This is a genomic window from Solimicrobium silvestre (assembly GCF_002976435.1).
Taxonomy (GTDB): domain Bacteria; phylum Pseudomonadota; class Gammaproteobacteria; order Burkholderiales; family Burkholderiaceae_D; genus Solimicrobium; species Solimicrobium silvestre.
Genome location: NZ_PUGF01000006.1, coordinates 1 through 19,967, shown reverse-complemented (window position 1 = coordinate 19,967; position 19,967 = coordinate 1). Strand labels below are relative to the sequence as shown.

At 38.7% G+C, this 19,967-nt stretch carries 17 protein-coding genes; 14 read left to right on the top strand and 3 right to left on the bottom strand.

Features of this window, described 5'->3' with window-relative positions:
• Positions 1-498 precede the first annotated feature (498 nt).
• Entirely contained in the window at positions 499-1,134 is a 636-nt protein-coding gene (gene cysC, locus S2091_RS07720) for an adenylyl-sulfate kinase (protein WP_105531408.1), read from the bottom strand.
• A gap of 470 nt (positions 1,135-1,604) precedes the next feature.
• On the opposite strand from cysC, the gene rfbB reads away from it, so the two are divergent.
• The 12 genes from rfbB to S2091_RS07660 all read left to right on the top strand — a co-directional run bounded on the left by rfbB (position 1,605) and on the right by S2091_RS07660 (position 14,829).
• Entirely contained in the window at positions 1,605-2,672 is a 1,068-nt protein-coding gene (gene rfbB, locus S2091_RS07715) for a dTDP-glucose 4,6-dehydratase (RefSeq protein WP_105531226.1), read from the top strand.
• Positions 2,669-3,565: a dTDP-4-dehydrorhamnose reductase gene (gene rfbD, locus S2091_RS07710; protein WP_105531225.1), complete on the top strand. Its 897-nt coding sequence runs from the start codon at positions 2,669-2,671 to the stop codon at positions 3,563-3,565. Before rfbB ends, rfbD begins: the two co-directional genes overlap by 4 nt.
• Positions 3,566-3,567: 2 nt before the next feature.
• Positions 3,568-4,455 carry a glucose-1-phosphate thymidylyltransferase RfbA gene (gene rfbA, locus S2091_RS07705; RefSeq protein WP_105531407.1) on the top strand — a complete coding sequence of 296 codons (888 nt, stop codon included), beginning with the start codon at positions 3,568-3,570 and terminating at the stop codon, positions 4,453-4,455.
• Positions 4,452-4,997 carry a dTDP-4-dehydrorhamnose 3,5-epimerase gene (gene rfbC, locus S2091_RS07700; RefSeq protein WP_105531224.1) on the top strand — a complete coding sequence of 182 codons (546 nt, stop codon included), beginning with the start codon at positions 4,452-4,454 and terminating at the stop codon, positions 4,995-4,997. The genes rfbA and rfbC overlap by 4 nt, the downstream gene beginning before the upstream one ends.
• Positions 4,994-5,848: an ABC transporter permease gene (locus tag S2091_RS07695; RefSeq protein ID WP_105531223.1), complete on the top strand. Its 855-nt coding sequence runs from the start codon at positions 4,994-4,996 to the stop codon at positions 5,846-5,848. The genes rfbC and S2091_RS07695 overlap by 4 nt, the downstream gene beginning before the upstream one ends.
• A 236-nt stretch (positions 5,849-6,084) precedes the next feature.
• Complete coding sequence (locus S2091_RS07690) at positions 6,085-7,467, top strand: ABC transporter ATP-binding protein (RefSeq protein ID WP_105531222.1); 1,383 nt, start codon at positions 6,085-6,087, stop codon at positions 7,465-7,467.
• A gap of 25 nt (positions 7,468-7,492) precedes the next feature.
• Positions 7,493-9,508 carry a sulfotransferase domain-containing protein gene (locus tag S2091_RS07685; RefSeq protein ID WP_105531221.1) on the top strand — a complete coding sequence of 672 codons (2,016 nt, stop codon included), beginning with the start codon at positions 7,493-7,495 and terminating at the stop codon, positions 9,506-9,508.
• A gap of 12 nt (positions 9,509-9,520) precedes the next feature.
• Complete coding sequence (locus S2091_RS07680) at positions 9,521-10,633, top strand: DegT/DnrJ/EryC1/StrS family aminotransferase (protein WP_105531220.1); 1,113 nt, start codon at positions 9,521-9,523, stop codon at positions 10,631-10,633.
• Between the two features lie 190 nt (positions 10,634-10,823).
• Positions 10,824-11,519, top strand: a complete 696-nt coding sequence (locus tag S2091_RS07675; protein ID WP_105531219.1) for an acetyltransferase — start codon at positions 10,824-10,826, stop codon at positions 11,517-11,519.
• Positions 11,520-11,648: 129 nt separating this feature from the next.
• Positions 11,649-12,617 carry a glycosyltransferase gene (locus S2091_RS07670; protein WP_207769656.1) on the top strand — a complete coding sequence of 323 codons (969 nt, stop codon included), beginning with the start codon at positions 11,649-11,651 and terminating at the stop codon, positions 12,615-12,617.
• Positions 12,614-13,777: a glycosyltransferase gene (locus S2091_RS07665; protein WP_105531218.1), complete on the top strand. Its 1,164-nt coding sequence runs from the start codon at positions 12,614-12,616 to the stop codon at positions 13,775-13,777. Before S2091_RS07670 ends, S2091_RS07665 begins: the two co-directional genes overlap by 4 nt.
• Before the next feature lie 101 nt (positions 13,778-13,878).
• The gene (locus tag S2091_RS07660; RefSeq protein ID WP_105531217.1) at positions 13,879-14,829 is read left to right on the top strand and encodes a glycosyltransferase family 2 protein; all 951 of its coding nucleotides are present in this window, start codon (positions 13,879-13,881) and stop codon (positions 14,827-14,829) included.
• On the opposite strand, the gene S2091_RS07655 is transcribed toward S2091_RS07660, so the two are convergent.
• Positions 14,826-15,263, bottom strand: coding sequence for a hypothetical protein (locus S2091_RS07655; RefSeq protein WP_105531216.1), 438 nt, complete (start codon positions 15,261-15,263; stop codon positions 14,826-14,828). The two genes, S2091_RS07660 and S2091_RS07655, sit on opposite strands and share 4 nt — an antisense overlap.
• 671 nt (positions 15,264-15,934) lie before the next feature.
• Here S2091_RS07655 and S2091_RS07650 point away from each other — a divergent pair.
• Both S2091_RS07650 and S2091_RS07645 read left to right on the top strand, forming a co-directional pair.
• Positions 15,935-16,837: a glycosyltransferase family 2 protein gene (locus S2091_RS07650; RefSeq protein WP_105531405.1), complete on the top strand. Its 903-nt coding sequence runs from the start codon at positions 15,935-15,937 to the stop codon at positions 16,835-16,837.
• Positions 16,830-17,726: an NAD-dependent epimerase/dehydratase family protein gene (locus S2091_RS07645; RefSeq protein ID WP_105531215.1), complete on the top strand. Its 897-nt coding sequence runs from the start codon at positions 16,830-16,832 to the stop codon at positions 17,724-17,726. The genes S2091_RS07650 and S2091_RS07645 overlap by 8 nt, the downstream gene beginning before the upstream one ends.
• 205 nt (positions 17,727-17,931) lie before the next feature.
• On the opposite strand, the gene S2091_RS07640 is transcribed toward S2091_RS07645, so the two are convergent.
• Entirely contained in the window at positions 17,932-19,335 is a 1,404-nt protein-coding gene (locus S2091_RS07640) for an FAD/NAD(P)-binding protein (protein ID WP_105531214.1), read from the bottom strand.
• Positions 19,336-19,967: the final 632 nt, after the last annotated feature.

The following is a 19,967-nucleotide window of genomic DNA, read 5'->3' as shown; positions in this document are numbered from 1 at the left end:
ACCTTCTTAACATCAGTGAATAAAAGCTTGGCAAAATGGGGGCGACCATCTATGTGTAAAAACAAAAAATTGCACGCTTTTTCTGAAAAAGCGTGGGTAGGGAAACCATTCCCAACATTAAAATAATTGAATAGCGATCGTTTTAATAGGTCGATTTTTTCGCGCTCAAATTTATTTTTAGTTTTTACACAGTCTCGGCATTTGAAAAACAGGAAACTGCCATGACAAAGCAGTTGAAACATGTAGCGAGGTGATCAGTGGAAGAAGTTAGAACCATTGTCGATGAGAAAGTAGGTAATTCAGGCCAAGATAATTGTCAATTCATTGAAGTGATTGATGTTTCCCGCCAGTTTATCGTGGCATGATTTTCCATTAAATTTAAGTAATTGATATACCCGGTATGTTATGACTCGAGCATGTTTGAGGATTACAGTTGCGCCACTGATATGCAAGCCATTATTGTGCCAAAGAAAAATAGGCTTGGTGATTTTTTGGGCGTTATTCTGATGAGTAGATTAAATTGAAAATAAGTTCCGCACTAGCTTCAATGTCAGTCCGGCTAGAGTCTATCGCGATTGCCGGGTTTTCAGGTAATTCATAAGGGCTGTCTATGCCGGTCATGTTGGAAAGTTGTCCTGACCTTGATTTTTTATAAAGGCCTTTCGGGTCTCTTTGTTCGCATACCTGCAGCGGCGTGCTGATATGTACTTCGATAAAATGTTCAGATCCAATGCATTTTTTTGCCTGTTCCCGATCAATCCGAAAAGGGGAGATTGCAGTGACGATGACGATCAAGCCAGCTTCCCTCATCATGTTGGCAACTTCTGATATGCGGCGAATATTTTCTGTGCGACTAGGTGCGTCAAATCCGAGGTCTTTATTTAAACTTTTACGAACGTTGTCGCCATCTAATATATAGGTGAATTTATTGGCGAAATGCAGCTTAATTTCCAGGGCATTGGCGATTGTTGATTTGCCCGCACCTGACAATCCTGTTAGCCAAATTACTTTGGAGTGATGCCCCTGGCGCTTTTCACGATCTGTTGGCGTAATGGTGAAATGTTCTGTGGGGCACACCTTATCATTATTTTCGTTTGGGTTTTGTACTGGAATTGTGCGTGTAGTTATGTGCATGAAATTAATGGAAATTGAAAACGGTTTAGTAGCGAGTGCGTAAATCCCTGTTAATTCGTGTAATTTAACCCATAACAAAATTTGTGGGCAAAAAGTTTGTAAAAATCCCTGTTAAATTAGTAATAAATTAATTTTATGTGGCGTTGTGTAGTTCAAATGCCCTAAATAGGGCATAGCCACTTCATTAATCCATCGCTATAATATGCTCCGCCTAAGAAGCGGGTTTTGATTGCATAAAATCAATTTATTTATGAGAAATGTTGCAATGGTTAAATAGCTACAAAAAAGAAAAATTAATACTTTCTTACGCAAGGCCGGATTTCAAACTGATGTAATCAAATATAATGTGCGGAGTTTAGTGCGGTGCACAATTAATTTTGCAACTTAAAAATAAAATAAGCGGTGGGTTGTTGCAATTGTTACGCAGATAATTTGTTCAGCTTCCCTTTAATTAAAAATTAGGTGTTTAAATGATATTAGTAACAGGCGGTGCTGGCTTTATTGGTTCAAATTTTGTTCTGGACTGGCTTTCCCAATCCGATGAAACAGTGATTAATCTGGATGCGCTTACTTATGCCGGCAATCGTGAAAATTTGAGTTCGCTTATTGGGGATAATCGGCATATTTTTGTACAGGGTGACATTGGAGATTCTGTATTGGTGGCCGCATTACTTGCCAAGCATCAACCGCGTGCCATTATTAACTTTGCAGCAGAAAGTCATGTTGATCGTTCAATTCTTGGGCCAGAAGATTTCATTCAAACCAATATTGTGGGCACATTCCATTTACTTGAAGCTGTGCGTGGTTACTGGGCTAATTTGCAAGGTGATGCCAAACAACAATTCCGCTTTTTACACGTTTCGACCGATGAAGTTTATGGTTCGCTTACAAAAGATGAGCCAGCTTTTACCGAAACACATCGTTATGAGCCCAATAGTCCTTATTCAGCGAGTAAGGCTGCAAGTGATCATTTAGTCCGTTCATATCATCACACCTTTGGCTTACCTGTACTGACGACCAACTGTTCGAATAACTACGGTCCGTATCACTTCCCAGAAAAACTCATTCCTCTAATGATAGTGAATGCACTTGCAGGCAAGCCGTTGCCAATCTATGGTGATGGTCAGCAAATCCGTGATTGGCTCTATGTTAAAGATCACTGTAGTGCTATTTGCCGTGTTTTGGAGGCTGGGGTAGTGGGCGAAGTTTACAATGTAGGTGGCTGGAACGAAAAACCTAATATTGAAATTGTCCATACGTTATGCGATCTGCTAGACGAATTACGTCCGCGGGATGAAGGCAAGAGCTATAGAGAGCAAATAATTACTGTCGTGGATCGACCGGGGCATGACCGCCGCTATGCGATTGATGCCAGCAAAATAGAGCGTGAACTAGGCTGGAAACCATCAGAAACATTTGAGACTGGCATACGTAAAACAGTGGATTGGTACTTGGTTAACCAGCCATGGGTCGCTAACGTTCAATCGGGTGAATACCGGGCTTGGGTTGAAAAAAACTACAATGAGCGTTGTGCGTGAAAATTCTATTATTGGGTAAAAATGGCCAGGTCGGATGGGAACTGCAGCGTAGCTTGGCTCCTTTAGGTGAGCTAATTGCCCTTAGTTCGCAAAGTACTGAATATTGTGGTGACCTATTAAATTTAGATGGCATTGCTCAAACAATTCGCCAAATTAACCCCGATATCATCGTTAATGCGGCAGCCTACACCGCTGTTGATAAGGCGGAAACAGATCAGGAGCATACACGAAAAGTTAATGCGTTAGCTCCTGCACTGTTAGCAGAAGAGGCAACGCGTTGTGACGCATTGCTCGTGCATTATTCAACGGATTATGTTTTCGATGGGAGTGGTGATCATCATTGGCAGGAAACGGATGCGCCCCATCCTCTTAGTGTTTACGGAAAAACGAAACGGGAGGGTGAAGAATTCATTCTCAATTCTGGATGTAAGCATCTTATTTTCAGAACTAGTTGGGTATATGCTGCACGAGGCGGAAATTTTGCTAAAACCATGTTGCGATTGGCCCAAGAGCGTGATCAGTTAAATGTGATTAATGATCAGATCGGTGCGCCAACGGGCGCTGATTTGCTGGCAGATGTAACCGCACATTGCGTACAGCAGGCACTTAAAACACCAGAAGCGCAAAGTTTGTACCATTTGGTTGCTGGTGGTGAAACTACGTGGTACGACTATGCACGTTTTGTCATTGAATCTGCACGTGAATCTGGATTGGCAATTAAGGTAGCTGCAGAGGCGATAAAACCAATTCCAACCAGCGCTTATCCTTTACCCGCGCCACGTCCACTCAATTCGCGTTTAGATACACATAAACTGAAAAAAACTTTTAATTTAGAACTTCCACATTGGCAAAAAGGTGTAACTCGTATGCTGACAGAAATAGGTGAAAAATAATGATGAAACAACGCAAAGGGATTATCTTAGCCGGTGGTTCCGGTACGCGACTTTACCCTGTAACCCAAGCGGTTTCTAAGCAGTTACTCCCTGTTTACGATAAACCGATGATTTACTACCCTCTCAGTACACTAATGATGGCGGGAATTCGTGACATTCTTATTATTTCAACTCCACAAGATACACCACGTTTTGAGCAGTTGTTAGGTGATGGTCATGAGTGGGGGTTAAATCTTCAGTACGCAGTTCAACCAAGCCCAGATGGTTTGGCGCAAGCGTTTATTATTGGTAAGGAATTTATTGGTAATTCACCAAGCGCGTTGGTGCTTGGTGATAATATTTTTTATGGTCATAATTTAGATGCTCAATTAAGCCAGGCCATGCAGCGTGAACATGGTGCCACGGTGTTTGCTTACCATGTTCAGGATCCAGAACGTTATGGGGTGGTAGCTTTTGATGCACAAGGGCGCGCTACTAGCCTAGAAGAAAAACCCAAAAATCCACAAAGTAATTACGCTGTAACAGGATTATATTTTTATGATAATCAGGTTGTCGATATTGCTTCAAGCTTAAAGCCGTCAGCTCGGGGTGAGTTGGAAATTACAGATTTAAATCGCATTTATCTGGAGCGTGAAAAACTCAATGTGGAAATCATGGGACGCGGATACGCCTGGTTAGATACAGGGACACATGAAAGTTTAATGGAAGCAAGTAATTTTATTCAAACCATAGAACATCGTCAGGGATTGAAAATTTGTTGTCCTGAAGAAATTGCATTCCGTAAAAATTTCATCAATGCAGAACAATTAGAAAAATTAGCGCAGCCATTAGCTAAAAATGGTTACGGTCAATATCTGTTGCGTGTATTAAAGGAAGTTGTTTATCCATGAAAGCAATAACTACATCTATTCCAGATCTGCTAATTTTGGAGCCACGCGTATTTGGTGATGATCGTGGTTTCTTTTTTGAGAGTTTTAATCAGCGTAAATTTAACGAGTTAGTTGGGCGTGAGGTTGATTTTGTACAAGACAATCATAGCTGTTCGGTTAAAAATGTTTTGCGTGGTTTGCATTATCAAATTCAACAACCGCAAGGGAAATTGGTTCGAGTAGTGCAGGGAACTGTATTTGATGTAGCTGTGGATATCCGTAAAAATTCACCTACCTTTGGTAAGCATGTATCCGTGGAATTGTCAGCCGAAAATAAACGGATGTTTTGGATTCCAGAGGGGTTTGCGCATGGTTTTGTGGTGACATCGGAAACAGCGGAATTTTTGTATAAAACTACAGATTATTGGAACCCTGAGTTTGAACGCAGTATTTTATGGAGTGACCCAGAAATTGCTATTAAATGGCCGAATTTAGGTATTCCTGCATTATCCTCAAAAGATCTGGACGCGAAATTATTTGCAGATGCCGAGTATTTCAAATGACATTATCCTCAATTGCAATAAATCCACATGCTAACCAACCTGTATCTTTCACCTCATTATTAAAAAGTCTCTGGCATAATCGTCAATTGATTTTTCAGATGAGTAAGCGTGAAGTTATAGGACGCTACAGAGGATCTGCCCTAGGTTTGGCATGGTCATTTTTCAACCCAGTTTTTATGTTGATTGTGTATACCTTTGTGTTTTCTGAAATTTTTAAATCACGTTGGGGCGGGATGTCGGCGAGTGGAAGTAAGACTGAATTTGCCGTGGTGTTATTTGTAGGATTAATCGTGCAAGGTTTATTTGCCGAAATGTTAAACCGCGCCCCAAGTTTAATTTTATCCAACGTGAATTACGTCAAAAAAGTTGTGTTTCCTTTGGAAATTTTACCTGTAATTGCTTTGGGTTCGACTTTGTTTCATTGTATGGTCAGTATTACAGTTTGGCTTATTGCCTTTGTTGCTTTTAATGGTTATTTACATTGGACTATTGTTTTTATTCCATTAGTGCTTTTGCCGATGATAATCCTAATTACAGGGTTAGCATGGATATTGGCATCGCTGGGGGTTTATTTACGCGATATTGGTCAAACAATTATTATTTTAACTACAGTGTTAATGTTTTTGGCCCCAATTTTTTATCCAGTTATTGCTGTTCCTGAACAATTTCGTCCCTTCATTATGGCAAATCCGCTTACGTTTATTATTGAACAAGCTCGTGATGTATTGGTGTGGGGTGTTCAGCCAAATTGGGTGGGCTTAGGGGTATATGCGCTTGTGGCACTCATTATTTTTTGGGCTGGATATACTTTTTTTCAGAAAACCAGAAAAGGTTTTGCTGATGTTCTTTGATAAGTATTTGAATAAATTGACTAAAAATGGGTTTGCATAACATGCATTGCGACGTCGCTCGTAGCAAAATGGTTGGATAAAAAGCATTTAATCTGCCAGCAGGTAGAAATGGCAGGATTGAATTACAAGCCACAAAAGATATTTGGGTGAGTAATATTTGTTCACAAAAAAGTGAAATTATTAAATAAGCTAAATAATATGAGAAATGAACGATATTTGAGTGGTGGTTTGCAATCATGAATGAAATTGCGATTCAAGTTGAAAATTTGAGCAAATGTTTTCAGGTTTATTCCAGTCCGCGTGATCGGCTAAAACAGTTTATATTTCCTCGCCTAAGACGTTTATTTGGCAAATCTTCCAAACATTACTTTGACGAATTTTGGGCATTGAAAGAGGTTTCTTTTCAAGTTAAAAAAGGGGAAACAGTCGGCATTATTGGTCGTAATGGCAGTGGTAAATCAACATTACTGCAGATGATTTGCGGAACGCTTAATCCTACCGGCGGAACTATTCAAACCTATGGACGAGTTGCTGCGCTATTGGAACTTGGTGCTGGGTTTAATCCTGAATTCACTGGGCGAGAAAATGTTTATCTGAATGCTACTGTACTCGGTTTAAGCAAGGCAGAAATTGATGCCAGGTTCGATGATATTCTTGCTTTTGCTGATATTGGTGAATTTGTTGAGCAACCAACAAAAACATATTCCAGCGGAATGATGGTGCGCTTGGCTTTTGCTGTTGCTATAAATGTAGATCCTGAAATATTAATTGTCGATGAAGCACTTTCTGTCGGAGATGAATTATTTCAAAGAAAATGTTTTTCTCGTATTGAGGCAATTCGCGCTAGTGGGGCGACAATTTTGTTTGTGTCACATTCTGGAAGCACGATTGTTGATTTATGTGATCGCGCTGTGTTATTGGATGCTGGTGAGAAATTAGCAATAGGTGTACCCAAACAAATCGTTGGTCGTTACCAAAAAATGCTTTATGCCCCCGCTGACAAATACGATGCAATTCGTGAACAAATCCGCCATGCGGATGATTATGTTATATCTGCCATTGATAATAGCAAAAATGAGATTAATGATGCGATAGAAGAAAGACTTTCAACAAAACATATTACTGAAATTCGTGAAAATTTTGACTTTAATTTGAAGCCGAGCAGCACGATAGAATATGAATCCCGCGGGGTTAATATTGGTATGCCAGCGATATTGAATATATCTGGAGAGCAGGTTAATAATTTGGTACGAGGCAAAGTTTATCGCTATGCATATAACGTTAAATTTTCAAGTAGTGCGAGCAGTGTTCGATTTGGTATGATGATTAAAACGACTTCTGGGGTAGAGCTGGGGGGCGGAATTTCTGCTCATGCAGTTAAGACTAGTATTGCCTTTGTTGATGCCGACTCATCATATCGGGTCGAATTTCGATTCTGTTGTTCTTTGAATCCTGGTGTCTATTTTTTAAATGCGGGCGTGCTAGGTGATGTGAATGGCAATGAAACTTATTTGCATCGCGTGGTCGATTTTGCCATGTTCAGAGTGCTTCCAGAATCGGAAGATTTGGCAACTGGCGTAGTTGATTTTTTCTGTTATCCAGAGCTTGAATTGCAATAAATTTTCAATTAATCAACAAGGATTTATGGAAAAGTTGGATAAAAAATTAATTGTTGTTTTAGGAATGCACCGTAGTGGCACGAGTGCGATCACACGAGGTTTGAGTGTTCTTGGAGTCGACTTGGGTGACCGCATAATGCCAGGTGTTGAGGGGATCAATTCAAAAGGATTTTGGGAAGATATCGACTTAAATGCGCTCAATATTGAGATGTTGAATGCAATTAATAGTGACTGGAATTGTCTTGAACAGTTGGAGCAAATTGACGTTGAATTTTTAACTAAGCAAAATTATTTGTTACGGGCAGTAGCGTTGCTCAGAGATAAAATTGGAACAAAGTCGGTTTTTGGCTTCAAAGATCCACGGGTAGCTAAATTATTACCGTTTTGGAAAATTGTATTTGATTATTGCAGCTTAGATGTAAGTTATGTTTTTGCTGTACGTAACCCACTTAGCGTAGTTCAATCACTGGTTAAGCGAGATGGTTTTGAACGCGAGCATAGTTATCTTTTGTGGCTTAGTTACGTTGTCACAAGTTTATTGGGATGTATTGATAGTAAAAGGGTATTAGTTGACTACGATCTTCTTATGCAAATGCCAGATCAAGAATTGAATCGGCTAGCAGATTATCTTGGCTTGAAGGTTGATCAAAAAAAATTGCAAAATTATGTTTCAGAATTTTTAGATCCAAAATTACGGCATACAACTTATCAAATTTCTGATTTACTATTGGATGGAAGTTGCCCTTCTCTAGTTTCTGAAATTTATTGCAGCTTATTTGAAGTTGCATCAGGAAAAAGTAAATTTGAAGATAACGTTTTGATATTTAAAATTGAAAAGTGGTCCAAAGAGCTTTTGCATTCAAAACCACAGCTTAGGTTAGTGGATAAGTTATTAAAGCAAAACCGACAAAAAACGATTGAAAATCATAATCAAACCCTCTGTATAAGTGAAGTTAAGTCAGAACTGGTGTTGAGGACGCAACATGTAGCGGGATTGGAACAGACAATTACCGATCAGGCCAATCATGTTCAAGGAGTAGAGTCAGAGCTGTCATCAAGGACACGGCATGTAGCCGGATTAGAGCAGACAATTACCGATCAGGTTCATCATATTCAAGGGGTGGAGTCTGAGCTGTCATCAAGGGCACGGCATATAGCCGGATTAGAGCAGACAATTACCGATCAGGCTCATCATATTCAAGGGTTGGAGTCTGAGCTGTCATCAAGGGCACGGCATATAGCCGGATTAGAGCAGACAATTACCGATCAGGCCAATCATGTTCAAGGAGTAGAGTCAGAGCTGTCATCAAGGACACGGCATGTAGCCGGATTAGAGCAGACAATTACCGATCAGGTTCATCATATTCATGGGGTGGAGTCTGAGCTGTCATCAAGGGTACGGCATATAGCCGGATTAGAGCAGACAATTACCGATCAGGCAAATCATATCCAAGGGGTAGAGTCAGAGCTGTCTTCAAGGACGCTGCATATAGCTGGATTAGAACAGACAATTACCGATCAGGCTCATCATATTCAAGGGGTAGAGTCAGAGCTGTCATTAAGGGCGCAGCATATAGCTGGACTGGAAGAGACAGTTACCGATCAGGCAAATCATATTCAAGGGGTGGAGTCAGAGCTGTCTTCAAGGGAACAACAAGTAGCTTGCTTAGAACAGACAATTACAGATCAGACTCATCATATTCAAGGGGTAGAGTCTGAGCTGTCATCAAGAACACAGCATATAGCTGGACTGGAAAAGACAATTACTGATAAGGCTAAACATATCCACGAAGTTGAATCGGAACTGTCCTCACGGGTAAAACAAATAAGTAATTTAGATCTGACGTTAAAAGATAAGAACGATCATATTTTATCTTGTGATAAAGAACATACGTTGTTACGAGCTCATATTTCCGATCTTGAAATGACCAATAAATCTCAAATGACTCGAATTCAACTGATAGAAGTTGAATTGGAAAGATGCCAAAATACCGTGTTCGAAAATATAGCAAAACGTATATCAACATTATTTAAAAATTAATTAAAACACAATATGAGCACAAATCCAAATATTTACGTTACACAGCCATTATTGCCTCCTTTGAATGAGTTTATTCCTTATCTTGAAAAAATTTGGACAAATAAAATACTTACCAACGGTGGGCCTTTCCATCAGCAATTGGAAAAAGAGTTGTGTGAGCATTTAGGTGTTGAGTATATTTCGTTATTTACCAATGGTACCATTGCCTTGGTGACTGCATTGCAGTCATTGCGTATTACGGGCGAAGTGATAACAACGCCATATTCTTTTGTGGCGACTGCGCACTCTTTATTATGGAATGGTATTAAGCCTGTATTCGTTGACGTTGATCCAGAAACTCTCAATCTTGATCCGGCAAAGATTGAGGCGGCCATTACTCCGCAAACAACTGCCATCATGCCAGTACATTGTTATGGACATCCTTGCGATGTTAAGGCGATTCAAAAAATTGCCGACACTTATAATTTAAAAGTGATCTATGATGCCGCGCATGCGTTTGGTGTAAAGGATGAAAACGGCAGCATTCTCAGGCACGGTGATTTAGCTGTATTGAGTTTTCATGCAACAAAAGTTTTTAATACCTTTGAAGGTGGAGCAATAGTATGCCCTGACTTGAAAACAAAACAGCGTATAGATCAGCTCAAGAATTTTGGCATTGTGGATGAGGTGACCGTTGTCGCACCTGGCATAAATGGAAAAATGAGTGAAATTAATGCTGCATTTGGATTGTTACAGTTAAAGCACTTGGATCAGTCGTTGGTGCGCAGAAAGGAAATTGATACTATCTACCGCGAAAGATTAGCCGCTGTTTCGGGAATTCAATGTTTATCGGATAGTGGTGAAGTAGTGGCAAATTATTCTTACTTTCCTGTTTTAGTTTCTCATTCATATCCTCTTTCAAGAGATGCTCTTTTCCAAAAAATGAAAGATCATGGAATTTTTACCCGCCGCTATTTTTACCCATTAATTACTGATTTCCCAATGTATAGAAGCTTACCTTCTGCGCAACATAGTAATTTACCCAATGCGTCGGATGCTGCTTCAAGAGTGTTGTGCCTTCCTATTTATCCCGCATTAACAAATGAAGAAATTAACCGCGTCATTGAAGTTATTTTGGCTATTTAATTATGTTTCGCAGTTTGATTGTTCATTTCAACAAATTTGAATGCCCCCTTCAAGATATTTGTAGTCAAATTTATAGTTTTAACTGTTGTGGCTACGAACATATTTCAATGTAAAAAAATCAACGTATTATGTTGAAAAATGATTTTGAGATTTAAGTAATGAATTATATGACTATATTAAAAATTAATTTATGAAAAAAATAGTTTTTGGATTAATTGGTGCAGGTGGATCAGGTCGGGAAGTGATGCCCTTTGTGAAATCAAGTATATGTAAAACATTGTCTGTTCCACCTGGAATAATTCATGTTTATTTTGTAGAAACGTGGGAACCAGAAAATTCCAAAGTAAATGGTTATCCATTAATTTCATTGGATGATTTTTTTGCATTGGATGGTGATAAATATTTTAACATCGCAATTGGTGATGGGCGAGCGCGTGAGGCTATGTTCACTATGGTAGCAGGAAAAGCAGAAGTTATTGAAATTCACTCTCCTCGGGCCGATTTTTTGGAAAATAATTCAATTGGAATAGGATCTGTATTTTGCCCAAATTCTATGATTACATCGGATGTGAAAATTGGAAAATTTTTTCAAGCAAATATTTTTTCATCTGTTTCTCATGATTGTGTAATTGGCGATTTTGTCACATTGTCACCTGGTGCCCGTTGTAATGGGCGTGTAATTGTTGGTGATTACGCGTTTATAGGAGCAAATGCAGTAATTAAAGAAGGTAAAATTGATAAGCCTTTGAGGATTGGTAAGGGTGCCGTAGTTGGAATGGGGGCAGTTGTAACCAAGGATGTTCCTGATGGGGTGACCGTGGTAGGAAACCCCGCAAGGCCAATAAAAAAAAATAAACCATTGGAATCAGAAAATAATAGTCATTAAAAAAATTTCTAATTTATGAAAATTTCGATAAGCACTTGTTTTTAAAATGGCAATATTGATTTAATAGATTTAAATATCATTAAAATAATTCGATCAAACTAAGATTTAAATAAAAATAGCGGAACGTTTATGAATGAAATGAATAAACCACATGAGATTAAGTTATCAGTATTATTGGTTACTTATAATCATAAAAAATATTTGAATCAAGCCTTACAAAGTTTATTTCAGCAAAATATTTGTGGTGTAGTGGAGCTTGTTATTGCTGATGATTGTTCTCAGGATAGTACATTAGATATTATTAAGAGTTATGAAGGTAAAAACAATCAATTTATTTTCAAATATTTAGATAATACAAAAAATTTAGGGATAACAAAAAATTATCAAAGAGCTTTTTCGGCCTGTTCTGGTGAGTATGTAGCAGTGCTTGAGGGAGATGATTATTGGGTCAGTCCTTTTAAACTTCAGCGTCAAATTGAATTTCTCGATACTCATTGGGAATGTGATCTGTGCTCTGTAAATTATTTTGTTTATGAGGAAAATCGCAATCTTTTTTATCCAAGGGTTGCCATTAGTAATAACCACCGATTGGTAACGGCTCGGGATTTAATTGCTGATAATTTGGTGGGAAATTTTTCTACCTGCATGTACAGAAAATCTGCACTTGAAAATTTACCAGAAGAATTATTTAATATTTGTTCCTACGATTGGATAGTTAATATTTGTATTGCCAAAAAAAGTATGATTGGCTTTTTAGAGCAGCCAATGTCTGTCTATCGTGTGCATTCAAATGGTGTCTGGTCGCAAACTCCCCATATAGAACAACTCAAGCTGCAATTGGAATTAATCCCCAGCTATGATGCTTTAACCCAGCACATCTATCATGCAGAGTTTGAGAATTTATCAAATCATTTGACAAATATGATCGCTAAATCAAATTTTATACATGTCGTTTCTACTGCGATAAATCCACCTGCTGGATTACTGGCACAGGTTGTAGATTGGCTGCCGCCATTTGTAATGGGACTTATGCGTGGCTTAATTCCACCGAATCTTAAAAAATATATTGTAAATTTTTTTCATAGGGGGGCAGTATGACATCTCCATTGGTTTCCGTAATCATGGCGACATACAACCATGCTGATTTTGTTAAGCAGGCTATTGAAAGCGTTTTAGCGCAGCAAGGAGTCGATTTCGAATTCTTGATTGCAGACGATGGATCTTTTGATAGAACGAGGGAAGTTGTTGCTTCAATCAAAGATCAACGAATTCAATTCTTTCCGAATGAAGTAAATCGTGGTGCTTGTGTCGTAACAAATGAGTTAATTGAACGTGCTTCTGGCGAATTTATTGCATTAATAAATTCTGATGATAGTTGGATCGGTAGCGATAAGCTAGCGTACCAAGTTCAAATTTTGCGAAATAATCCTTTGATTGGCGCTTGTTTTGGCAGAGCGAAATTTATTGATAAAACTGGTGAAAGCATAGGTAAGGAAACACTTCCATTTGGTTCAGTTTTTGATCAGGAAAATCGTACTCAAGGTCAATGGTTGAGAAGATTTTTTGATCTTGGGAACTGTATTTGTCATCCGACTATGTTGATACGTAAGACTTGTTATAACGAACTTGGAATGTATAACAATCGGCTTCGTCAGTTGCCTGATTTTGAAATGTGGATACGCTTAATTAAGTATTACGAGATATTTATTTCAGATCGTGAGTTGATCAATTTCCGAATATTACCTGGAGAGAATGCAAGCAGCCAGACGGAAGTGAATTCGACCAGAACTATTAATGAACACTTTTTAATCGCGGAAGATTTTTTTGAGCATGTTACCCGTGAACAGCTTATCGATGGCTTTTCAGATTTGTTAGTAGTTAAAAATCTACCGAGCGACGAACATCTTGAAATTGAAAAAGGACTTCTTTTTCTAAGAGAAAACCAATGGTTAGGCAAACCATACAAATTAGTTGGCTTATTACATATGTTTAAAATACTTGGACTAGAGAAATGTTATGATGTAATGGTTACTGCCTATCGAATAGATGATCGTTGGTTCCAACAACAAATGGGTGAGATAGGTACGCTGAATCGAACTATTATTGAGCGAGCGGTAAATTTGGGCGAGCGCATTAATAGTGCAACTAATATGGGCTTCTTTAATGGACTTCAATTGAAATTTTTTTTAAAATTTGTTAGCGCGAAGCTACTGAGCGTTAATCAAGTTTTGAAATCGTTAAATAATCGGAGAAGTTAAAGTGGCAATAGGTAGTCAACTTTAATTTAAATCTACATTGATATATTGATTCATTAAAAAATAGCTCAGGAAATTATGCTCTTTAATCGGGAAATTTATCAATGGCTGTAACTGTAATTATTGTTAACTGGAATAGCTCTTCACTTTTGACACAATGTTTGCAACACTTAAGTTTGCAAACTGTTTTACCCAAGCAGGTTATTGTTGTTGATAATGCGAGTTTTGATGGTTCTGCTAAAAATGTTGAATCGTTTGAAAATGTTATTTTATTTCAAATGACTTCTAATTTAGGTTTTGCGGCAGGCAATAACCGTGCTCTTGCTGAGTGCAAAGATGAATTTGTTGCATTGTTAAATCCAGATGCTTTTCCTGAGTCAGATTGGCTTGAGAATTTACTTATTGCTGCTACGAATTACCCTGATGTAGCGGCTTTTGGTTCGCGGCAATTATGTCAAGCCAATCCCGAATTTTTGGACGGCATTGGCGATAGTTATCACCTGAGTGGATTAGTTTGGCGAGATCGGTATGGGGTAAAGCAACAAAAAAAACATTTGCGGGCCATGGAGATTTTTTCTCCATGCGCTGCAGCTGCGTTGTATCGGCGGCAGGCATTAGTTGACGTAGATGGGTTTGATGAAGACTATTTTTGTTACGTGGAAGATATTGATTTGGGTTTTCGCCTACGACTTGCTGGGCATAAGGCAAGGTATGTACCTAATGCAGTAGTGCATCACGTCGGTTCAGCAACTACGGGAGGCCAGCATAGTGATTTTTCAATTTACCACGGACATCGTAATCTGGTTTGGACGTATATTAAGAATATGCCGGGGTATTTATTCTGGATATTACTCCCATTGCATATTGGTTTAAATTTCATTTCCATTGTTTGGTTTGTACTTAATGGGCATTCTGGTGCAATTTTAAGTGCAAAATGGGATGCTTTATCAGGATTGCCAAAAATGTGGAGTAAAAGAAAATTTATTCAAAAGAGAAGAGTTGCTTCCATTGGTGTGATTTGGAAGCATCTCAATAAATCGATCTTTTTAGATTAATTCAAAATTATTTTTGAAGGACTGGTGCAAACTATGGTTTTATTGCCAGATGTTTGTACAATAGAAACTGAGTAAGTCCCAGCAGGAAGATTTTTCACTTCGATCTGACCTCCGTACCCTGCCATATCAATTGGAAGGCCAAATGCTTTTGCAACATCCGGCCTTGATGCTCGTTTCATAGTGGCTTTCGTACTACTTTTATGATCTTCAGAAATTATTTGCATAAAAATTTGGTCAGGTACGGTTCCAGTTGCCTTGTCGAATGCCCATCCCCATGGAAGCAGGTCTGTTTGTCTGTTAAATGGAGTATTTCCTAAAGGTGCATTTATTCCACAGTTATCGTCAGCAATAATGACAAATTCTGATTTGTCAGAGCCGCAACCAGAGATGGACGTTGCCGCTGCAACCGCTAGTGCTAGAATTGCTGATTTCATTTGATTTATTGTCATATTGATAGTGTGTTTAAGTTAGGAAAATTGTTTATTTTTCAGTGTGAATGGAAATTATGCATTAGCATAAATCAGTGGCGAAATAGATTATTTTTTAGTTTAACTTGTTAGTGCGCTAGTAATTTTGTGAAATTACGACGTTAAATTCAAAGTATTTTAAATTTTTTATGTAATTAGCTATTGCAATTTCGTAATTCTACCATTAAATTGAACCAGTTTAGTTGGCATCTAATTGGCTGGATCGGAATCTGGATAAATTAGCTTTACATTGCCAATATTGCAATATACGATTTGCATTTTCAAACAAATTTTTTAATAAATGATCTTGGATTGAGGGAACTCCAGATTCTTGTGCTTTTTATTTGCCGATAAGTATCGTGCATTTACCTTACTCATTACCAGCTCTTCATCTTTCGATTAGGTAAGCCTTAAACTGCCGTCCGGATCTGTTGATCCATTTTATAATAGTTATTTAAAAAATACTAAAAACTCATCCTTTTACTATAATAAGCATGGAAATACGGATTTAATGGCAAAAATAATATATACCTGTTAAGAGCTAAGTTGTTTGTAAATCATGTTTTGCGCCTAACATCAAACATTGGCCTTTAGTTTATGAGTATTAATAAGTGATTTGATTCAAGTTAATGGAAATAATGAATTTCGATATTTCAACAGTAATTGTCAACTACAATGCCGGTGACCTGCTGTATGCTTGCGTCAATTCATTATTGAATTGTCCATTGAAAATCGAAATTATAATTGTTGATAACGCTTCATCGGATCAGAGTTTGAATGCCCTAGTTGGGCTACCTAATGTTCATCTAATTAAAAATGTAACTAACCTTGGTTTTGCCGCAGCTTGTAATCAAGGCACTAACAAGGCCACTGCACCTATATTGTTGTTTCTGAATCCTGATTGCTCCTTTAAACCTGGAGCGTTAGTAAGTCTGTTGGAGACTATGTGTAAGGATGCGGAAGTAGGAATGGTCGGTGGTTTACTCGTTAATTGGGATGGTACAGAGCAAGCGGGTGGACGGAGAGCAATCCCTACTCCGTGGCGCTCATTTGTGCGGGCATTTGGTTTGGTGCGTTTTTCAGGTCGATGGCCAAAATTGTTCTATGATTTTCATTTGCATAAGCAAAAACTTCCGGACCATCCGATTGAGGTCGAGGCAATTTCAGGTGCTTGTATGATGGTTAGGCGTGATGTGATGCAGGATGTTGGGGGGTGGGATGAGGGTTATTTTTTGCATTGTGAAGATTTAGATTGGTGTATGCGTTTTAGGCAAAAGGGTTGGAAAATTTTGTTTGTCCCTACTGCAAAAATTACTCATGCATTAGGTGCGTGCGGTAAGAATAAGAAGGTGTTTGTTGAGTGGCATAAGCACAAGGGGATGATCCGGTTTTATCATAAATTTTTTCGTCATCAATACCCCGGTGCGTTGATGGCGTTGATCGTGGTAGGTGTATGGCTACGCTTTGGAATGGTTGCTACCCATCATTCAACCCAACATTTTAGAAACGCCTTGCGTTCTAAAAGACGTAGATATGAGTGAAATTGAAAATAATAAGTTCCAAGCTATTGGGGTGCTGGGTGCAACTAGTTTTGTTGGCGTGTCCGTTCTACAGCAGTTAGAAATAGCAGATAGGTCGGTGTTTGCTTTTTCACGTCGTACAGTTACGCAGTTCACTGGTGGCATTAAATGGCTGCAGATTGAGGCAGATTCTATGCAACAGAATGCTGCAGAAAATAAAATTCCTCTTTGGATTTGTCTTGCGCCAATTGCTGTGCTGCCAGAGTACTTCACTTTACTTGAAGCACATTGCGTGCGGCGAGTGGTGGCTCTTTCTTCAACCAGTCGCTTCACCAAAGATAATTCCTCAGATCGCAATGAACGAATTTTATCTAAGCAGTTGGCAGATGCTGAAGCGCGTTTGCAAATTTGGGCTGAAAGTCGCTGTGTTGAATGGGTGATATTGCGGCCAACATTAATTTATGGTTTTGGGCGCGATAAAAATATAAGCGAGATAGCTAATTTTATTCGTCGATTTGGTTTTTTTCCCTTATTGGGGAAAGCCTCTGGTCTACGTCAGCCGATTCATGCGCAAGATGTAGCTGAGGCTTGTTTTGACGCCCTGTGTGCATCCTCTTCTGCAAATCACGCATACAATATTTCCGGTGATGAAGTTCTTACTTATCGTGAAATGGTTTCCCGAATTTGTTTTGCGTTGGATAAGCGCCCACGTATGTTATCTATTCCGCTTTGGATGTTTAGCATGACAGTGACCGTGTTGCGAATTTTGCCGCGTTACCGGAAATGGTCGGGTGCAATGGCGGAACGAATGAATTGCGATATGGTTTTTGACCATCTAGAAGCCAAGCAAGACTTTGGTTTTAATCCGCGTAAGTTTGCATTAACTTCAACTGATATACCCAAGTGTTGACGCGCATCCAAAATTGACTATCTATGCCATGAATCTGGAAAAAATGGTTTTATCAAATCGATACCAACTGCTATAATTTTTATGGCGATGCCCTTCCCGGTTTAAATGGTTATTTGATTGCCCGCTGTGACACATACGATTCCGTTACAGGTGGGGGCATACAGAGAGTCATAATTAAAGTCGACTCTATTTCACGCTCTGTGCATCAACTCTCTACAAGAATGTTGGCCAAATTTAGAGCATGGGTACGTAATTCTGGTACCGCTATTGCTTCCCAATGACTGGCTTTAAGCATAGGACCAATATAGTAAAGATGTTGGATATGACTGCAGCGGTATTGCTCATCAACCTTAAATCCTAATTTTAATTCATCTTGTTGTAATATTCTCAGTTCAGTCAATTGGCGTACCAATGGATTAATTACTCTATTTATGTCGTAATTTGGGCCGGTACAATTAATGACTGAGCCGATCTTAACCTCCTGATTCTGATTTGTCCTTCTTAAAGAAATTACGGCATTGATGCTATTTCCATCTGGATTGAGTTGCTTAATTCGCCCGGCGATAACTTCAACTTTACCAGATGCGATTAAAAGGTCGAGTCTCCGCATCGCTACCGGCGCAATACGATGGCGCAATACATCCCAAAGATGCACAATATGAGTCAAAAAACGGCGTCTTTCTTTTACAGAAAGTCCCCTCCAAATTTCAGGAGTAATTTGTCGTAGGCTTGTAATCACATCACGCCAGTTCCCCTGCTGCGCCATATGATTTTTTGTAAGTTGGCGTAAAGTTGAAAAGAGTGTTCTGATGGTGGGGTTAATCTTCAGTTCTTCTTTCACCTTAATTTCAATTTCTTTGGTCAGGATCGGTAATTTTATAAATTCCCCCGCTTTTCTGTGCCCGTTGGGCATATATCCATGGCGTGAAACTAAATATATTTTACGCTGAACCCCTTTAGATACCAGCCGAAACAACGTATCAATTGCAGTATGACCTGCGCCCAGGATCAGCACATTCTGATCGGTTCGCAAACGATCAAGGGCACATATATCCCATGAACTATCTAAAAGAATATTGTTATCTATCGCGGGATTAATTGCGTTTTTAGGAAGAATTTCAGCCAACGGTTTCGATTGAAAATGGCCGAAGGCCATGACTACTTTGTCTGCTTGTACCTGCGAGCCTGATTTTAAGTCTAAGATAAAGCAATTATTGGATTGCGAGATACCCGTAACAAAATCTTTTAATTTAATAAAATTTTGCGGATAGTCTGTTTTTGCTTGTTGTAATCTGGCCTGTAAATATTCGCCATAAATTCGTCTAAACACAAATGAACCTGAATTCAGTGACGCATCAATTTTTTGGCAAAAATCTAAAAAATCGTTGGGCTGATCCGAAAATAAACTCATATTACCAATTGGAACATTTAAAACCAAATTATCATCTTCAGTTACATATGCCAAACCTTTTCCGAATGACTCAATCGTATCGATCAACATCACTTTGATTGGTTTTATTAATTCGAATTTGAGAAGATGCAAAGCGGTAGCCACACCACTAAAGCCAGCTCCAATAATCGCGATGGTTGTTATCTTGTTTGGTGTCATTTTGCACTACCTTTATTGTTGTTTTAATTGCTGGCTTTTTTGAATATCTATATTCAAGGTAATTTTAAATAATTCCGAGTTTGCAAGTTTATGTAAAACTTAATCGATTATTGTAACCTGAAATTTTAGGTGCTAATGGCACTTAACGTCATGTAGACGATGTGTGATGAGGATTCAGTATGAGGGTGAAGCAAAGCGATTTTTTGTAGCAATGAGAAACGCTTCAGACTACATGGTTTCGAAAAATAAAATTAAGTGTGTAAAATTCGCACGTTTTATACGCTATTAGATCAAATTCATCCTTGCGATGATGGTAATAGTAATAGTTATCATGAACCGATCATCACCTTTGTAGATCGCTTTGATCATGATTGACACTATTGATTAATGCCAGCAATTTCTAGCGTGGACTCTGTTGAGCGCCCGCAGAAAGATTTGATGTCTGGACAAAATTGTGGGACGGGTTTTAGCAAGCAGCCATGGATTTGTGAATGTTTATTCTGTATCAGTAGTGTCCCAACGTTCTCACGCCAGGAGCTTGTAAGTTAATGATTTACTTGCATAAAACGACGAATTTGTTTGGTCTCGATTTGAACGTCGAGGCGCAAAATAGGCGCTTTTTGCGGATTTCC